This window comes from Geodermatophilus sp. SYSU D00663 (assembly GCF_054050655.1).
The window spans coordinates 37,582-54,507 of the sequence record NZ_JBJGZT010000007.1 but is presented as its reverse complement, the minus strand read 5'-3'; the positions used below and the strand labels follow the sequence as shown (position 1 = coordinate 54,507).

Below are 16,926 nucleotides of genomic sequence, written 5' to 3'. Positions count from 1 at the left end.
CCTGGTCAGCCCGCGGCGACCTTCGGGGCGACCTCGGTGCCCAGCAGCTCGATGCCGCGCAGCAGGTCCTCGTGGGCCAGCCGCGGGTTGGTCATCTGGATGGAGACCCGGTCCACCCCGCCGAGCTGGGCGGAGATCCGCAGCAGCTTCTCGGCCACGGTGTCGGGGTCGCCCGTGAAGAAGGCGCCGTCGGGCCCGCTGGTGGCGTCGAACTGGGCGCGGGTGGGCGCCCGGAAGCCGCGCTCGCGGGAAACCTTCGTGAACATCTCGTGCCAGCCGGGGTAGATCGTGTCCGCGGCGGCCCGGGTGCTGTCGGCGACGTAGCCGAACACGTGCAGGCCCACCTGCAGCTGCTCGGGGGCGTGCCCGGCCTGCGCGCCGGCCTGCCGGTAGAGGTCGACCAGCGGCGCGAACTGCCGGGGCTCGCCCCCGATGACCGCGACCATGAGCGGCAGGCCGAGGAGCCCGGCGCGGACGAACGACGTCGGGGTGCCGCCCACGCCCACCCAGATCGGCAGCGGGTCCTGCAGCGGGCGCGGGTAGACGCCCTGGCCGGTGAGCGCCGGACGGTGCCGGCCGGACCAGGTGACGTGCTCGGACTCGCGGATGCGCAGCAGCAGGTCCAGCTTCTCGTCGAACAGCTCGTCGTAGTCGGCCAGCGACAGGCCGAAGAGCGGGAACGCCTCGGTGAACGACCCGCGGCCGACGACCAGGTCGGTCCGCCCGCGGCTGATGAGGTCGAGGGTGGCGAACTGCTGGAACACCCGGACCGGGTCGGCGGCCGACAGCACCGCGACGGCGCTGCCCAGCCGGATCCGCTCGGTGCGGGCGGCGGCCGCGGCCAGGATGACCGGCGGCGCGGAGTCGTAGTACTCGGGGCGGTGGTGCTCCCCGATGCCGAAGGAGTACAGCCCGGACCGGTCGGCCAGCTCGATCTCCTCGAGCAGGTGGGCCATCCGCTCCTCGGGACCGATGAGCCGGCCCGTCCGCGGGTCGGTCACCGCCGCCACGAAGCTGTCGACGCCGAGGTGCACGGCGGTCCTCCTCCCGGGGCGGGCGCCCCTCTCGTCGAGCGGTCGGTCGTCAAGCGCTCAACGAGCAGTGAACCAGCCCCCCGGCGCGTGCCGCCCGACACAGGGGGTACCGCACGGCCCGTACCGCACACCCGAGTGATGGAGGGACCGTGTCGGAGTCAGACACCCAGGGTCAGGGCCTCGAGGAGACCGGGACCGGCGACGCCGCCAAGCGGATCGGCCAGGCGCCGACGGCGACCGACGTGGAGGACCCGGACCGGGCCTCGCGCAACACCGCGGCGGGCAGCGGGTCGGAGCCGGGCGAGGGCCCGGTGCAGCCCGCGGCCGACGAGGGCGTGGACCCGTCGGCGAGCATCGAACCGCACAACGAGGGGCAGGTCTAGCGGAGCCCGTGGACGACAGCGCCCCTCCGGCCTCGTGGCCGGAGGGGCGCTGTCGTGCACGGGTCTAGGCGGCGGTGGTCGCCCGGCCGTCGCGCGTGGCGCGGGGGCGGGGCGCCGCAGGGCGGTCCTCGGCGCCGGCGCGGAGGCCGGCGAGGTGCCAGGCGGTGCAGTCGGGGCAGCTGGCGATCCAGACGTGCCGGGGGTGGCGGAAGCAGGCGGCTCGGTCAGCCGGGGTGCTGGACATGGTGCGGGTACTCCCTGCCGCCGGTCTGACGGCGGCTCGTGACTCGTGGGACGGGTGGTGCAACACCCGGGAGGGGGTCCCCCATCCGGGCTGTGCGCGAGGACACCCTGCGTGCCCCGTACCTGCGCGTTCGGCGGAACGTGACGATCACGACCGCACTCTTTGGTGTCCAGCGTCTGTGACCCGGCCACGGGGAGTGCCGATCCTGGGCGCATGTCCGCTCGACTCGTCGCTGCCGGCACCGCCGCCGCGCAGCAGCCGTGGTCCCGGCCCGTTGCCCCGCCGGCGACCCAGGAGCAGCCCTGGTGGCGCTCGGCCGTCGTCTACCAGGTCTACCTGCGCTCGTTCGCCGACGGCAACGGGGACGGCATCGGCGACCTCGCCGGCCTGCGCGCCCGCCTGCCCTACCTGTCGTGGCTCGGCGTCGACGCGCTGTGGATCAACCCGCACTACCCCTCGGGCGGCGCCGACGGCGGCTACGACGTCGTCGACTACCGGGCGGTGGACCCCGAGTACGGCGACGTGTCCGACGTCGAGGCGCTGGTCGCCGACGCGCGCCGGCTGGGCCTGCGCGTCGTGCTCGACGTCGTCCCCAACCACACCTCCGACCGGCACCCCTGGTTCCAGGCGGCGCTGGCCGACCCCGACTGCCCCGAGGCCTCCCGCTACCACTTCGCGCCGCCGTCGGAGGAGCCGCCGAACAACTGGCGCTCGCTGTTCGGCGGGCCGGCCTGGTCGCGCACCCCGGACGGCCGCTGGTACCTGCACCTGTTCGCCCCCGAGCAGCCCGACCTCAACTGGCGCGACCCGGTCGTGGCCGAGGACTTCGAGCGGACCCTGCGCTTCTGGCTCGACCGCGGGGTGAGCGGCTTCCGCGTCGACGTCGCCTACGGGCTGTACAAGGACGCCGGCCTGCGCGACAACCCCGGCGAGTACTCCCCCACCCTGTTCGGCCACGGCCCCGAGCAGGCCATGACGTGGAACCAGCCCGAGGTGCACGACGTGTGGCGCCGCTGGCGGGCGGTCTGCGACGAGTACCCGGACACCATGCTGGTCGGTGAGGTCTGCCTGGCCGACCTCGACGAGGTCGCCCTCTACTCGCGGGCCGACGAGCTGCACCAGTCGCTGTCGTTCCGGCTGCTGAAGTCGGCGTGGGACACCCCGGCCTTCGCCGAGGCGATCGGCAGCGCGCTCGAGGCCTTCGGGCGGGTGGGCGCGCCGGTGTCGTGGGTCCTCGGCAACCACGACAAGGACCGCATGGTCACCCGCTTCGGCGGCGGCGGGACGGGCCTGGCCCGGGCGCGCGCCGCGGCGCTGCTGCTGCTGTCCCTGCCCGGCTCGGCCTACGTCTACGCCGGCGACGAGCTCGGCCTGCCGCAGGCGCACGTCCCCGACGAGGCCAAGCAGGACCCGATCTTCTTCCGCAGCGGCGGCGAGCGCGCCGGCCGCGACGGCTGCCGCGTCCCGATGCCGTGGAACGCCACCACCGGCGTCGGCTTCTCCCGCGACCGCTCCGCGAAGCCGTGGCTGCCGGTGCCCGCGGAGTGGAAGCGGCACGCCGTCTCCCGGCAGACCCGCGAGTCCGGCTCGGTGCTGCACCTCTACCGGCAGGCGCTGGCCGTCCGCGCCGAGCACCCGGCGCTGGGCACCGGCGAGGCCACCGTGAGCACCCGCGGCGACGTCCTCACCGTGCGCTGCACCGGCGGCGGGCGCACCGTCCGCTGCGTGGTCAACATGGGCGCCGACACCGCGCTGGTCCGCTCGCGCGGCCGGGTGCTGCTCGAGTCCGGTCCGGGCGTGCACACGTCGGCCCGGTCGGTGGCGCTGCCGCCGGACACGGCCGTCTGGATCGCTGAGGACTGAGGGCGTGAGCCCGGAGCGCTGCCCCTGCGGCACCGGCCTGGCCTACGCGGAGTGCTGCGGCCGCCTCCACGACGGGACGGCGGCCGCGGCCACCGCCGAGCAGCTGATGCGCTCGCGCTACAGCGCCTTCGCCGTCGGGGACGCCGTCCACCTGCAGGAGACGTGGGACCCGGCCACCCGGCCGCGGTCGCTGACCCTGGACCCGGCGGTGCGCTGGACCGGGCTGGAGGTGCTGGCCACCACCGGCGGCGGCCTGTTCGACGCCGAGGGCACGGTGACCTTCCGCGCGCACTCGCGCGCCGGCGGGCGGGAGCACGTGCAGGCCGAGCACAGCCGGTTCCGCCGCGTCGGCGGCCGCTGGCTCTACGTGGACGGCGACCCCGCCTGAGACCCCGGCAACCAGCGGTCCAGCCAGCCGAGGGTGCGGTCGACGACCTGCTCCAGCGCGCCGGGCTCGGGGAACAGGTGGGTCGCCCCGGGGACGACGGCCAGCCCGGACGGCCCGCCCAGCCGGGCGGCGGCGTCCCGGTTGAGCGCGAGCACCCGCTCGTCGGCACCGCCGACGACGAGCAGCGTCGGCGCCCGCACCCGGGCCAGCGCCGCTCCGGCCAGGTCCGGCCGGCCGCCGCGCGACACCACCGCTCCCACCCGGCCGGGCCGGTCGGCGGCGGTGAGGAGGGCCGCGGCCGCCCCCGTGCTCGCGCCGAACAGGGCCAGGGGCAGGCCGGCGGTCGCCTCCGCGCGGTCGAGCAGGTCGGCGGCCGCGGTCAGCCGGCCGGCCAGCAGCCCGACGTCGAAGCGCAGCTCGCGGGTGCGGGTGTCGACCTCCTCCTCCGCGGGCGTGAGCAGGTCCAGCAGCAGGGTGGCCCACCCCGCCCGCTGCAGCGCGGCGGCCACCTGCCGGTTGCGCGGGCTGTGCCGGCTGCTGCCGCTGCCGTGGGCGAACAGCACCACGCCCCGGGCGGCGGGCGGCACGGCGAGGTCACCGGCCAGCGCCGCCCCGGGTGCCGGCACCTCGACGAGGACCTCACCGGGCACCCCAGCAGGCATGGCCGTCCCTCCCCGGACGCTCGGCTCCCGGGTACCCGGCGGGGACCGGGCCGACGCGCGGGTCCCGGCCGGGTGTGGCGGGGAGCGGGCCGGTGTGGTGGTCTGCCGCGGTGCCCCCGCCCGCTGCCGACGTCGTCGTCGCCGGGGCCGGGCCGGCCGGGCTGTCGGCGGCCGCCGCCTGCGCCGCCGCGGGGCTGCGGACGGTGCTGGTGGCCCCGGCGGCCCGCCCGTGGCCGGCCACCTACTGCCTGTGGGCCGACGAGCTGGCGGCCGCGGCCGCCCCGCTCGGGCTCGACCCGGCCGCCGTCGCGGCCGGGTACTCCCCCACCGTCGTGCGCACCGCGGCCGGCGGCGAGCGGCGGCTGGCCCGCGGCTACGCGCGGCTGCGCAACGACGTCGTCACCGCCGCCCTGCTCGACCGGCTGCGCGCCGGCGGCGGCGAGGTGGTGACCGGCCGGGTGGCGGCGGTGGAGGCCGGGGCGGCCGGAGCCGGGGAGGCCGGAGCCGGGGAGGTCGCCGTCCTCGCCGACGGGCGCCGGCTGGCCGCCCGCACGGTCCTCGACGCGCGCGGCGGCGGCCCGGGGACGGCACAGCAGCGCGCCTGGGGCGAGGTGGTGAGCGGCCCCGTGGACGACGTCGTCCCGCCCGGCGGGGCGCTGCTCATGGACTGGACGGCCCTGGCCGACCCCGCCGCGCCGCCGGCGTTCCTCTACGGCCTGACCCTCGACGACGGCACCGTGCTGCTGGAGGCGACCTCGCTGGCCGCCCGCCCGCCGGTGCCACTGCCGGACCTGCGGGCGCGGCTGGACCGGTTCCTCGCCGCCCGCGGCCTGCGCCCGGCCGGCGAGCCCGAGCGGGTGGCGATCCCCCTGGACGCCCGGCCGCGGGCCGCCGGCCCGGGGATCCCGCTCGGCGCGTCCGCGGGGCTGGTGCACCCGGCCACCGGCTACAGCGTCGCGTCCTCGCTGCGGCTGGGCCCGCGGGTGGCGGCCGCGCTCGCGGCCGGCGGGGACGCGCGCGCGGTGGTGCGGCGGGCCCGGCCCCGGACGACGGCGGCGCTGCTGGGCCTGGGCCTGGAGGTGCTGCTGCCGCTGGACACCCGCGCCACCGACGCCTTCTTCGCCGCGTTCTTCGCGCTGCCCGAGCGGGCCTGGGCGGCCTACCTGGACGTCGGCTCCTCGCCGGCCGCCGTCGCCGCGGCGATGGCCCGGGTGTTCGCCGCGCTGCCCGGGCCGCAGCGGGTGCGGCTGCTGCGCGGGGTGGCCGCCGGCTCGGCCCGCGGTCTCAGGCGGGGGTGGGTGGCGGCGTCGGGTCGATGACGGCAGCGTGCTCGGGCAGCACGCCGGTGCGCCGCCGCTGGCGCAGCAGGTACCACGCCAGGCCGACGGCGACGATCGCCCCGATGAACACCGGCGCGGCCCACTGCAGGTACCAGTGCGGCTCGCCGGTGGCGTTGTAGACCTCCCGCCGCGGCCAGGCCAGGTTGACCGCCATCCCGGCGCCCCACAGCACCGCGAGCACGTTGACCGGCAGGCCGAGGCGGCCCAGGGAGAACCGGCCCGGCGCCGGCCGGGGCCAGCGCCCGCGCAGCCGGGCGACCAGCATGGGGCCGGTCACCAGCAGGTAGGCCAGGTAGATCATCACCACGGCGATGCTGGTGAGCGCGGTGAACACCTGCGGCTGGCGCACGTTGAGCAGCAGCACGCCGACGGCGAGCAGGCCGACCAGGACCGCGGGCACCACGGGCGTGCGCCGCCGCGGGTCGACGTGCGCGAGCCGGGCGGAGGCCGGCAGCGCGTTGTCGCGGGCCATGGCGAAGGTCATCCGGATGGCCGCGGTGTGCACCGCGAGGCAGCAGACGGTGACCGCGACGACGATGCAGACGAGGAACGCCTTCCCGAGGCCGGTGCCGGCCACCGACAGCAGGACGTACTGCAGCCCCCCGCTGCTGGAGGCCAGCTGCGGGTCGGTGAGGTCGGGGGCGGCCATCAGCCCGAACAGCAGGATCAGCCCGCCGAGCACGAAGGACGCGGTGATCGCCCGCAGGATCGCCCGCGGCGCGGTGCGGCCCGGGTCGACCGTCTCCTCGCCGAGCGAGCTGGCGGTGTCGAAGCCGTACATGACGTAGCCCGACGCGAGCGCCGCGACGAGGAACGCGCCGAGGTAGCCCAGCGACTGGCCCTCGCCCCGGCCGCCGGTGTCGAACAGCACGTCCTGCGGCCCGCGGGTGAGCGCGACGGCCAGGACGACGACGATCAGCACCGCGGCCACCAGCTCGATGAACACCCCGGCGCTGTTGATGCGGGCCATCAGCCGCACGCCGAACGCGTTGACCAGCGTGGTGAACGTGATCAGCAGGCCGCCCAGCACGACGGCGTTGACGGCGACGTCGTAGGTGCCGGTGCCGTCGCCGACCAGCTGGAAGCCCGACCACAGCTGGGGCAGCGTGATCTGGTAGGCCAGCGCGGTCGCGGCGAGGGTCACGACCGAGGCGGTGAGCATCACCCAGCCGGCCAGCCACGACGTCGTCGCGCTGCCGAGGCGCTTGGTCCAGTTGTAGAGCGACCCGGCCACCGGGTAGCGGGCGGCGAGCTCGGCGAAGCACAGCGCCACCATGAGCTGCCCGGCGAACACCATCGGCCACGACCACACGTAGGCCGGGCCGCCGGCGCCGAAACCGAAGTAGAAGAGCTGGAACGTCCCGGTGAGGATCGAGATGTAGCTGACGCCGGCGGCGAAGCTGGAGAACCGGCCGATGCTGCGGTCCAGGTGCTGCCGGTAGCCGAACTCCGCGAGCTGGGGTTCGCCGTCGTCGGTGGGGCGCACGGGGGGCCTTCCGGGTGGGAGGTGCGGGCGGGCGGCCCCACTGTGGCCGACGGCGGGGTCCCCGGCGACCCGGGAGGTCATCCGCCGAAGGTGAGCACCTCCGCGACCGGCCGGCGGTTGGTGGACGGGCTGCGGTCCCCGGACGGGTACCCCAGCCGCATCAGCATCTGCGGGTGGCCGACCAGCGACAGCCGCGAGCGCAGCTGCGCGCGGGTGGCCGGCCAGTCCAGCGCCCGAGAGTTCGGCGGTAGAGGGCAAGCCCGCGTCGATGAGGCCACCGCAGTCCGGCTGCGGGCCCCGGGATCATCCCCGGAACTGCAGGCGCCCACCGCGGCTGCCCCATCTCGACCCACGTCCCGCCACCCCTCATCGGGTCACGGGACGTCACGCGGCCGCATCCGGCCATGCGCCCCTGGTGGGAACCGGCGGTCAGCCGCGTTCGGCGTTCGCGGCCTATCCGTCACCCCCGCCGCCGCCACCGTCGCCGCCGCCACCGCCATCGACGAAGCCGCCACCGTCGAAGGCGACGTCGAAGTCCTGGTAGCCCGCGTCGGCTGCGTCGATGTAGTCGAGGCCGTCCAGCGCGGAGGGGCTGCCGGCCAGCCACCCGTCCATCAGGTCGCGGGTCTCGACCCGGACCCCGTACTCGAGCGCCTCGCCACCGGCGGGCGACAGGCCACGCCGCTCGTCGGGTCGGGCGCGCTTGCCGTGCAGGATCCGCAGTTGCGCGCGGAAGTCCTTCCAATCGGCTCCAGCGATGAGGGACAGAGCACCGCTCTCCCGCACCCAGTGCCGCGCCACCTCCGGATGGACGGCAACGCACGTGGCGAAGTGCCGGTGCGCCCACACGAGGTTGGGCCAGTAGTCGGCCTTGAACTGCGCGGCGAGTTCGGGAGCCAGGGTGGTCCACGTCGGCTCTTCGCGGACGATCAGCCCCCGGGTGGCCATCGAGTCCACGACCTGCTGGAAGATGTTCGTCGCGGGATCGGAGGTCAGCAGCTCCCGGTCCAGGGCGGAGCGCAGCGAGGCCGGGAAGCAGCAGGCATTCGGGTCGTCGGGGTCGGTGAAGTGCCGGGTGTAGCAGTCCAGGACGCGCATCATGTAGCCGGGCACGACTCCGCGGGTGACGGCGTCGCGGTACCTGTCCCAGTTCGGCCCCCGGATGACGTTGTCGTGCTGCGATGGTTCCAGCGGCCCGAAGAAGACGTACTTCTTACCCAGCAACGTCTTCTTGCCGACGACGACGGCGCGGCGGACGAGCAGCTCGGTGTGGAGCCAGTGCAGCATGCCCCGCGCCCGTCGCTGGGTGTCCTGGTGTTTGGGCACCCCGCGGGCTTCTGGCGGCAGCATGCTCCATACGACCCAGGTCTCGGGCAGGCTGTGCTGCCACGGCGGCCCGACCCAGCCGCGCCGGTCAGCCGACGTCGCCGACGTCACTGCTGTCTCCGACATCGCTGTCGAAGGACGGGTAGTCCTGCTCGTAGCCGTTGTCGCCGGAGACGAATTCCGAGTACGACGTGTATCCGGTGCCGTCCGCGGCCTCGATCGTCTCGGACGCGTCTAGTTGTCCTTCGTTCCAGGTGGGCTCGGACATGACCTACTCCCGCGGCGGTGCTGCCAGTCGGGCCCGCAAGTTAGTGGTCCCAACGGCCGCATCGCGGTCGCCGCCACACGACGGTCGTGCCGGCGCGGGTGTCTCGGACCGAGCGCGGCGCTGCACTGACGCTCAGCGGCCCCGTTCGGGTAGCGGAGTCTGCGCCGGCACCAGGCGATCGCTGATGCGCTCAGGGCAGGCCGTGGCCCACGGCGCGGCATCCGAGCTGACGCTCGGCGCCGGGATACCGCGCTCAGCACCCTGCCGCGATCGCACGCTCGGAGGCCGTACTGGTGACGCCCGCCGATGGCGTCCCGCAGGGCCGGAGGTCCCGGCCGCCGCTACCCTCCCGGCCGGTGAGCGCCCCTCCGTCCGACCCCGGCCCCGTGGCGGCGCTGCTGCGCCGCTGGCGGACGGCGGCCGCCCTCACCCAGGAGGAGCTCGCCGCCCGGTCGGGGCTCACCGCCAAGGCGGTCAGCGCCCTGGAGCGGGGCGAGCGGCGCCGCCCCCACCCGCACACCGTGCGCGCGCTCGCCGACGCCCTCGGCCTCGACGACGCCGGCCGCGCCGCCCTGACCGCCGCCGCCCGCCCGGCCGGCGGCGGGCCCGCGGCGGACTCCCTCCCGCCGCCCGCGGCGCCGGTGTTCGGCCGCGAGGGCGACGTCGCCGAGGTCGCCGGGCTGCTGCGGTCGGGCACCGCCCGGCTGGTCACGCTCACCGGGCCCGGCGGGGTGGGCAAGACGACGCTGGCGCTGGCGGTGGCCCGGGAGGTGGCGGCCGCGTTCCCCGACGGGGTGACGGTCGTCGAGCTCGCCCCGGTGCGCGAGGCGCGGCTGGTGCTGCCCACGCTGGCCCGCGCGCTCGGCGGCCGTCAGCTGGCCGGGCCGGTCGCTGACGCGGTGGCCGCCCGGATCGGGGACCGGCGCCACCTCGTCGTCCTCGACAACGTCGAGCACGTGCTCGACGCCGCGCCGGAGGTCGCCGGCCTGCTCGGGCGCTGCCCGGGCCTGGCGGTGCTGGCCACCAGCCGGGCGCCGCTGCGGGTGCGGGCGGAGCGGGAGCGCCCGCTCGCCCCCCTCCCGCTGCCGGCGGGCAGCGGCGCGGCGGCCGTGGCCGCCTCCCCCGCCGCCCAGGTGTTCCTCGACCGGGCAGCGGCCGCCGGGCGCCCGGTCGTCCTCACCGGCGCCACGGCCGCCGACGTCGCCGCGATCTGCCGGCGCCTCGACGGGCTGCCCCTGGCCCTGGAGCTGGCCGCCGCGCACGCGCGCTACCTGCCGCCGGCCGCGCTGCTCGGCCGGCTGGACGAGGCACTCGGGTCCGGCGGCGCCCGGGACCTGCCCGAGCGGCAGCGCACGATGCGGGCCGCGCTGGACTGGAGCCACGACCTGCTGACCGCCACCGAGCAGCAGCTCCTGCGCCGGCTGGCGGTGCTCGCCGGCGGTTTCTCCCTCGACGCCGCGCAGGCGGTGGCCGGCGTCCCCGACGTGCTGCCCGCCCTGGGCGGCCTGGTCGAGCAGTCCCTCGTCGTCGCCGAGGACGGGCCCGAGGCCCGCTACCGGCTGCTGGAGCCGGTGCGGCAGTACGCCGCCGCACGGCTGGCCGACGCCGGGGAGACCGAGCCGGCCGCCGACCGCGCGACGGCCGCCGTCCTCGACCTCGCCGCCGGCGCGGAGGCCGGGCTGACCGGGCCCGAGCAGGGCGCCTGGCTGGACCGGCTGGAGCGCGACCACGGCAACCTGAGCGCGGCGCTCGGCCGGCTGGTGGCCGCCGGGCGGTCCGCCGACGCCGCCCGGCTCCTGCGGGCGACCTGGCTGTACTGGGCGGTGCGCGGCGACGTCGCCGAGGGCCTGGGCTGGGTCGCCCGGGTCGACCGCACCGGTCTGGACCCGGTCGACGACGCCCGGCTGCTGCTCGCCCTCGCCGCGCTGCGCCACGCGGCCGGTGACGTCCCCGGCACGGCGGAGGCGGCGGCCGGGGCGGCGGCGGCCGCCGCGGCCGCCGGCGCCGGGGACCTGCGCGCCCTGGCGCTGGTGCTCACCGGCTCGGCCGCGGTGTTCCGCGGCGACCTCGCCGCCGCCGGGCGCGACCTGGCCGAGGCGCTGCGGCTGGCCGGGGAGACCGGGGAGGCGTGGGCGCGGGTGCACGCCGTCGTCGCGCAGGGGCAGCTGCTGCTCCAGGCGGGCGACCTCACCGCCGGGACGGCGACGCTGGCCGACGCCGAGCGGCTGGCCCGCGGGCTCGGCAGCCCGTTCAGCCTGGCGACGCTGCTCAACGTGCAGGCCTCCCTGGCCGCGCTCGCCGGCGACGAGGACGGCGCCCTCGACCGGTGGGCGGAGGCGGCCGGCCTCGCCGCGGAGGTCCGCACCTCGTGGACGCTGGCCTACACGCTGCCCGGGCTGGCCGCCGTCGCCGCCTCCCGCGGGCTGCCCGAGCTCGCGGCGCAGCTGTTCGCGGCGGGGTCGGCGACGGCGGAGGCGGCGGCGGTGGCGGTGGCGTTCCCGCCCGACGTCGCGCTGGCCGCCCAGGAGCTGCCGGCGGTGCGGGCGGCGCTCGGCGAGGAGGCGTTCGCCCGGGCCTGGGACGCCGGCCGGCTGCTGCGCCCGGAGGACGTCCCGGCCCTGGTGGGGGCGATCAGGCGGGCCCGCGGACCGCGCTGACGTAGCGGCGGTACCGGCGCGCGAAGACCGTGCGCAGCAGCACCCGGACCGGGAACGGGACGACCTGCAGCATCATCGCCCGCTCGTCGGGGTCGCACTCCTCCAGCAGCGCGCCGAACAGCAGCGGCAGGTCCCGCACCGACATCTCGCCCTTGCCGTGCTCGCCGAGCTGCGCCCACTCCGCCTGCGTGACGTGCCGCTGCGCCAGCGGCAGGATCTCGCGCTCCTCCTCGGCCAGGTGCTCGGCCAGGACGGCGCCCAGCGCCTCGACGGTGGACGCCACCTCCTCGGCCACCGCCGGCCGGGCCTCCACCTCCCAGCGGTCCAGCGCCGGGCCGAGGGCGCCGATCAGCCGCTCCACCTCGGAGTGCTGGGCCTCCATGCGGTGGACGACGGCGGCGTCGGGCGGGCAGCGCTCGAGCAGCCTCGGCCACAGCAGGTCGTCCTCGGCGGTGTGGTGCAGGTGGAGGCCGAGCAGCACCATCCGGGCGTGCCGGGCGAGGACGGCGGCGCGGGCGGTGTCGCCCGGCTCGACCGCGCGCACGAGCCCGGGGAGCAGTCCGAACTCGCGACGGAAGGCGCGGTGGACGACGTACATGTCGCGGACGTCGGCCATCGGGACGGCGGTGCGGCCGGGTGCGGTGGAGGCGGTGTTCGTCATGACGGCGAGCCTGTCGGCGCCGCTGCGCGCGTCCCACCCACAGCGCCCCCACACCACTCCCACGGTCCGGACCGGTGGACCCGGGCGGCCCGTTCCCGTCCCCGGTGGGACGCCGCGGTCCGGCGCTGCCCGGCCGGCGCGGGGTCAGCTCTCGGAGGCGTGGTGGTGGAACCGCCGCCACGGGTGCCGGCGGGCCGTCGGGGGCTCGGGGTGCGGCGCGGCGCCCGGCGGCGGACCGGCGGGCTCCGCGGCCGCGCCGGCGGCGGAGGGCCGGCGCGGGGTGGGCGGCCGGGTGCTGTCGGCCAGCCGCTCGCGGCTGAGCTGGTGCTGCAGGCCGAGCGGGTCGCAGCGGTGGCCGCGCGCGGCGACGTCGTGCTGCGCCTCCCACTGCGCGATGAGCTTCTCCTCGAGCGACATCTCGCGGCGCTCCGGCGCCGACGGGTCCATGGCTCCCCCTCTCCACCCCCGGGGCCGTCCCGGGGGACGCACGTCGTCAGGGCCGCGCGACGGCGGACCCCACGGCCTCGGCCCGGCCGGGGCGCACCGCGTCGGGCCGCACGACGGTCACCGGGCAGGGCGCCGCGCGCAGCACCGAGGACGCCACCGAGCCGAGCAGCCGCCCGCGGGCGCCGCCCCTCCCCCGCGCGCCGAGCACCACCAGCTCCGCGCCCTCGGCCGCGGCCAGCAGCGCGTCGACCGGCGCCCGGTGCACCGCGCGGCAGGTCACCGCGACGGCGGAGGGCACGCCGGCCGCGGCGACGTCGTCGGCGAGCGCCTGCTCCACCGCCCGCTCCCAGTCGGCCAGCGGCGGCACGTAGGCCGGCTCCCAGGTGTCCGGGCGGGGTGCGGTCGGCACGCTCCACGCGCGCACCGCGGTCAGCGGCATGCCGGTGCGGGCGGCCATCCGGCCCGCCCAGGCGAGGGCGGCCCGGGCGCACGCCGAGCCGTCCACACCGACGACAACGCCGCCGGGCACGGCTCCCGAGGTCACGGCACAGACCCCCTCCACGCCGGTCACCGGGAACCGGCGCGCACCCATGACACGCCGCACCGCGGCCGGGCGGCAGGGTCGGAGGTCCCGGCCGGAGGTCCCGGCCGGAGGTCCCGGCCGGAGGTCCCGGCCGGCGGCCGGCCCGGACCTCCCGAGGTCAGACCTCCTCGGTCTCCAGGTCCCCCGCCGCGCGCTGCGCCCAGCCCACCACGACGACCGTCACGACCAGCGCGGCCAGGGCGCCGACGACCACGGACGCCGGGAGCTCCAGCAGCGCGTCGAGCAGGGCGACGGCCGCGGCGAGCAGCGGCCACCACCAGCCGCGCCGGGCCTTCCCCGTCATCGCCGAGGCGGTGACGCTCGCGGCGACCAGGTAGACCGCCACCCCGCCGGCCACCAGCGACCGGGTCCCCGCCGGCACCTCGCCGGCGGCGGCCTCCACGACCGCGAGCTCGAGACCCGCGCCGACCGTGGCCAGCGCGAGCGTCAGGGGCAGGTGCCCGAAGACGTACGCGTCGTGGGCGTGGGCGCCGTTGTGCTCCCCCGCCTCGCCCAGCAGCCGCTTGGCGCGGGCGCCGGCGAGGTCGAAGTAGCTCCACCACAGCGCCGCGGCGAGGACGAAGGCCAGCACCGCCACCGGCAGCGCCGAGCCCGACCAGCCGGCGTCGTACAGGCCGTGCGCGACCGCGGCGACCGGCTCGCCGAGCACGAGGATGACGAACAGCGCGAACCGCTCGGGCAGGTGCTCGACGTGCAGCGGCAGGTCGGCCGAGGACCGCGTCGCCAGCAGCGGGACCAGCGCCTCGGCCAGCACCGCGGCGGCCCACAGGGCGAACGCGGCCGGGCGGGGCACCGCGAGCGACACCGTCCAGAGCACGGCGCCCGCGGCGGTCCCGGCCAGGTAGAGCCGGGTGATCGGCCGCGCGTCCGGCACGTGCCGGTGGGCGCGGTGGTACTGCAGGAGCAGCATCGCGCGCAGCAGGAGCTGGCAGACGACGAAGACGGCGAACCGCTCGCCGGTCGCCTCCGACGCCGAGGCCGCCAGCCCGACGACGGCGGCCATGCTCCCGAGCTTGTACAGGCGGTAGACGACGTCGTCGTGGTCGAAGCGGTTGGCGTAGAGGGTCGAGCTGACCCAGGACCACCAGACGGTCGTGAACAGGCCGGCGAAGACGAGGAACCCGTGCAGGGTCACGTCCTCGCGCAGCGCGATCGCGAGCTCGGCGACGACCAGGACGAAGGCCAGGTCGAAGAACAGCTCCAGCCGCGAGGCGGACCGGTCGTCGTCCGTGCGCAGCGACGGCGGCCGGACGGCGTCCCGGCCGGTGAGGGCGCCGAGCAGCCGGCGGGCCGGGGCCTGGTCGGGCACGTGTCCCCCCGACGGGGTCAGGGCGCGGGGGCCGCGTCCTCGACCGGCGCCGACCGGCTCAGCTTGCGCCAGATCCAGCTCTGCGGCACCCGCTGGCCGGTGACCAGGTAGTCGGCGACCCCGTCGATGAACAGGGTCGCCTCCACCTCCCGGTGCACCGCGGCCCGGCCGGCGAACAGCAGTTCGTCGCCGGGCTCGAGCACCGTCCCGGGGTCGGGGGTCAGCACCGCCTCCTCGCCGCGCAGCAGGAGCAGCGGCACGGCCAGCAGGGTCTGGTCCCGGTCGGCCGGGTCGCGCAGCAGGTCGCCGAGCCGGAAGCACCCTCCGGCCAGCCGCGGGTGCAGCGCCGGCGCGTCCTCCGGGGTCAGGCGCACCTTCCACAGCGCCTCCAGGTGCGCACCGCACGCGTCCAGCAGCCGCTCGACGACGCCCGCCGACCACTCGTCGCTCTGCCCGGGCAGCTCGCGCAGGAACCGCCACAGCAGCGGCGTGCTCAGCCGGGCGTAGGCGTCGTGCGCGACCACCTCGGTGGGCACGAGCAGCGCGTCGACCTCCATGGCGGCGAACAGGGCGGCGTCGGCGGGCTGGTTCTGGCGGGCGGCGACGAACAGCGAGGGGTTGACCCGCCGCGCCTCGGCCACCAGCGAGAGGTTGGTGGTGTCGTTGTCGGTGCCGGCCACCAGCCCGACCGCCGTGGCCAGGTCCGTCCGCCGGATGACGTCGGGATCGGCGGCGTCGCCCTCCACGACACCGTCGCCCGGCGTCGTGTCGACGACGGTGACCTCCAGGCCCTCGGCGCCCAGGTCGGCGGCGAAGTGCCGGCCGAACCGGCCGTAGCCGCACACCACCCACCGGCCCGGCGCGGGCGCCGTGCCCCGCGGCGGCAGCTCGGCGCCCGGCCCGCTCTCCAGCCAGGTCGTGAGCTGGTAGGACGCGGGCGTCCGCAGCGCCAGCCGCAGGTGGTCGCCGAACCGGTCGAAGGGGTTGATGACCGTCGGCGAGCCGAACCGGCTCATCCGCTCGGCGACCGCGGCCGACGTCGTGCGGGTGACCACCGTGAGGTCCGGGCGCAGCAGGGCGGCGGCCATGGCGACGGCGAGGTTGGCCTCGTCGTCGCCGGTCACGGCCAGCACCCCCTCGCACCACGGGTGGCCGAGGCCGGCGACGCCGAGCACGTGCGGGTCGCGCGCGTCGCCCACCACGCCGGGGACGTCGCCCCGGTGCGGCGCGATCTCCAGGGCGTCGATGCGGCTCTCGGCGATGTCGACGACGGTGAACCGGCGGCCGAGCGCGTCCAGCGACAGCCCGAGCGTCTCCCCGGCCTGCCCGTAGCCGCAGATGAGCAGGAACGGCTCGCGCAGCCGGGTCACCTTGCGCGACACGTGCCGCAGCGCCATCGCCTGGCGGAACGCGCGGTCCTGCAGCAGCGCCAGCAGCGAGCCGATCGCGTACGCCCAGCCGACCACGGTCAGGTAGATCGCGCCGGTCACCCACATGCGCTGCGCGTAGCTGAACGCGTACGGGATCTCCCCGAAGCCGATCGTGGTCGCGGTGTAGCTCATGACGTAGAAGGCGTCGAACGGGCTCAGCCGGGCCGGCTGCCCGTCCGCGTCCACGCCCGGGACCAGCGACAGCCCGAGCACGCTGACGGCGAAGATGACGATCAGCGTGATCAGCGGCGCGCGCATCCGCCGGAGGACGGTGAACACCGTCGCCGAGCCCTCCGCGCGCGGCACCACCGGCGCCCGGCGGCGGATGCGCCGTCCGCGGGTGGTGACGGGGGGCGGCGGCGCGGTCTCCACGGCGGCCCGCCTCAGTGCCGCTGGAAGGACACGGTCTCGACGACGAGCAGCACCACCGAGACCACGTTGGCCAGCAGCGCCCCGCCCGACAGCGACACCATGCTCGCCGTCGTCACGTCGGTCAGCCCCTCGGCGGAGACGTGCACCGCCCAGGCCCAGGTGATCGTCGCCGCGACCAGCTGCAGGTCGGCGACCAGGCTGGTGGCCAGGTGCACCGCGCCGATCTGGGTGCGGTCGCCGAACTTGAGCACCGTGGCGACGAGGCTGACCACGAGCGCGGCGAACAGCTCGTAGACGTTGTGCACCGCCGGGTCGTCGATGTCGCCCAGGAAGAACCCGAAGTTGAGCGTGGCGGCGAGCAGCACGAAGAACCCGAAGACGACCTTCTCGAGGTTCACGCGGGAGCACCTCCTCTCGGCGCGCGGACGACGCTAACGGGATCACGGCACGCG

The 16,926-nt window shown here is 76.9% G+C and carries 17 protein-coding genes; 5 read left to right on the top strand and 12 right to left on the bottom strand.

All coding sequences use genetic code 11. The features are described 5' to 3' along the window. Nucleotides 1-5: 5 nt before the first annotated feature. Nucleotides 6-1,034, bottom strand: coding sequence for an LLM class flavin-dependent oxidoreductase (locus ACI79Z_RS07135; RefSeq protein WP_387993055.1), 1,029 nt, complete (start codon nt 1,032-1,034; stop codon nt 6-8). A gap of 149 nt (nt 1,035-1,183) precedes the next feature. Here ACI79Z_RS07135 and ACI79Z_RS07130 point away from each other — a divergent pair, with 149 nt between their 5' ends. The 3 genes from ACI79Z_RS07130 to ACI79Z_RS07120 all read left to right on the top strand — a co-directional run bounded on the left by ACI79Z_RS07130 (nt 1,184) and on the right by ACI79Z_RS07120 (nt 3,912). Next, the gene (locus ACI79Z_RS07130) at nt 1,184-1,417 is read left to right on the top strand and encodes a hypothetical protein (RefSeq protein WP_387993057.1); all 234 of its coding nucleotides are present in this window, start codon (nt 1,184-1,186) and stop codon (nt 1,415-1,417) included. A gap of 457 nt (nt 1,418-1,874) precedes the next feature. Next, on the top strand, nt 1,875-3,524 hold the full coding sequence (locus ACI79Z_RS07125; protein ID WP_456902175.1) for a glycoside hydrolase family 13 protein: 1,650 nt from the start codon (nt 1,875-1,877) through the stop codon (nt 3,522-3,524). Nucleotides 3,525-3,528: 4 nt separating this feature from the next. Next, entirely contained in the window at nt 3,529-3,912 is a 384-nt protein-coding gene (locus ACI79Z_RS07120; protein ID WP_456902174.1) for a YchJ family protein, read from the top strand. Here ACI79Z_RS07120 and ACI79Z_RS07115 read toward each other — a convergent pair. After that, complete coding sequence (locus ACI79Z_RS07115; protein ID WP_456902173.1) at nt 3,888-4,574, bottom strand: dienelactone hydrolase family protein; 687 nt, start codon at nt 4,572-4,574, stop codon at nt 3,888-3,890. The two genes, ACI79Z_RS07120 and ACI79Z_RS07115, sit on opposite strands and share 25 nt — an antisense overlap. A gap of 110 nt (nt 4,575-4,684) precedes the next feature. Here ACI79Z_RS07115 and ACI79Z_RS07110 point away from each other — a divergent pair, with 110 nt between their 5' ends. Next, the gene (locus tag ACI79Z_RS07110; RefSeq protein WP_456902172.1) at nt 4,685-5,893 is read left to right on the top strand and encodes a lycopene cyclase family protein; all 1,209 of its coding nucleotides are present in this window, start codon (nt 4,685-4,687) and stop codon (nt 5,891-5,893) included. On the opposite strand, the gene ACI79Z_RS07105 is transcribed toward ACI79Z_RS07110, so the two are convergent. The 4 genes from ACI79Z_RS07105 to ACI79Z_RS07090 all read right to left on the bottom strand — a co-directional run bounded on the left by ACI79Z_RS07105 (nt 5,859) and on the right by ACI79Z_RS07090 (nt 8,994). Beyond that, the gene (locus ACI79Z_RS07105) at nt 5,859-7,400 is read right to left on the bottom strand and encodes an APC family permease (protein WP_387993069.1); all 1,542 of its coding nucleotides are present in this window, start codon (nt 7,398-7,400) and stop codon (nt 5,859-5,861) included. The genes ACI79Z_RS07110 and ACI79Z_RS07105 overlap by 35 nt on opposite strands. Nucleotides 7,401-7,477: 77 nt before the next feature. Then, nucleotides 7,478-7,678 (bottom strand): hypothetical protein, encoded by a 201-nt coding sequence (locus tag ACI79Z_RS07100; protein WP_456902171.1) that lies wholly within the window; start codon nt 7,676-7,678, stop codon nt 7,478-7,480. A 175-nt stretch (nt 7,679-7,853) separates the two neighbouring features. Next, nucleotides 7,854-8,687: a hypothetical protein gene (locus ACI79Z_RS07095; RefSeq protein WP_456902170.1), complete on the bottom strand. Its 834-nt coding sequence runs from the start codon at nt 8,685-8,687 to the stop codon at nt 7,854-7,856. 127 nt (nt 8,688-8,814) lie between these two features. Then, complete coding sequence (locus ACI79Z_RS07090) at nt 8,815-8,994, bottom strand: hypothetical protein (protein ID WP_456902169.1); 180 nt, start codon at nt 8,992-8,994, stop codon at nt 8,815-8,817. Nucleotides 8,995-9,350: 356 nt separating this feature from the next. On the opposite strand from ACI79Z_RS07090, the gene ACI79Z_RS07085 reads away from it, so the two are divergent. Beyond that, nucleotides 9,351-11,651, top strand: coding sequence for an ATP-binding protein (locus ACI79Z_RS07085; protein WP_456902168.1), 2,301 nt, complete (start codon nt 9,351-9,353; stop codon nt 11,649-11,651). On the opposite strand, the gene ACI79Z_RS07080 is transcribed toward ACI79Z_RS07085, so the two are convergent. The 6 genes from ACI79Z_RS07080 to ACI79Z_RS07055 form a co-directional block, all read right to left on the bottom strand. Further along, nucleotides 11,626-12,312, bottom strand: a complete 687-nt coding sequence (locus ACI79Z_RS07080) for a hemerythrin domain-containing protein (protein ID WP_456902167.1) — start codon at nt 12,310-12,312, stop codon at nt 11,626-11,628. The genes ACI79Z_RS07085 and ACI79Z_RS07080 overlap by 26 nt on opposite strands. 144 nt (nt 12,313-12,456) lie before the next feature. Beyond that, nucleotides 12,457-12,759, bottom strand: coding sequence for a hypothetical protein (locus ACI79Z_RS07075; RefSeq protein ID WP_387993083.1), 303 nt, complete (start codon nt 12,757-12,759; stop codon nt 12,457-12,459). 46 nt (nt 12,760-12,805) lie between these two features. After that, a complete protein-coding gene (locus ACI79Z_RS07070) occupies nt 12,806-13,303 on the bottom strand; it encodes a universal stress protein (protein WP_456902166.1) in 498 nt (165 codons plus the stop codon). Between the two features lie 157 nt (nt 13,304-13,460). Beyond that, entirely contained in the window at nt 13,461-14,672 is a 1,212-nt protein-coding gene (locus ACI79Z_RS07065; protein ID WP_456902165.1) for a low temperature requirement protein A, read from the bottom strand. 17 nt (nt 14,673-14,689) lie between these two features. Continuing rightward, the gene (locus ACI79Z_RS07060) at nt 14,690-16,474 is read right to left on the bottom strand and encodes an NAD-binding protein (RefSeq protein ID WP_456902164.1); all 1,785 of its coding nucleotides are present in this window, start codon (nt 16,472-16,474) and stop codon (nt 14,690-14,692) included. Nucleotides 16,475-16,485: 11 nt separating this feature from the next. Continuing rightward, nucleotides 16,486-16,872, bottom strand: coding sequence for a DUF6394 family protein (locus ACI79Z_RS07055; RefSeq protein WP_387993095.1), 387 nt, complete (start codon nt 16,870-16,872; stop codon nt 16,486-16,488). Nucleotides 16,873-16,926: the final 54 nt, after the last annotated feature.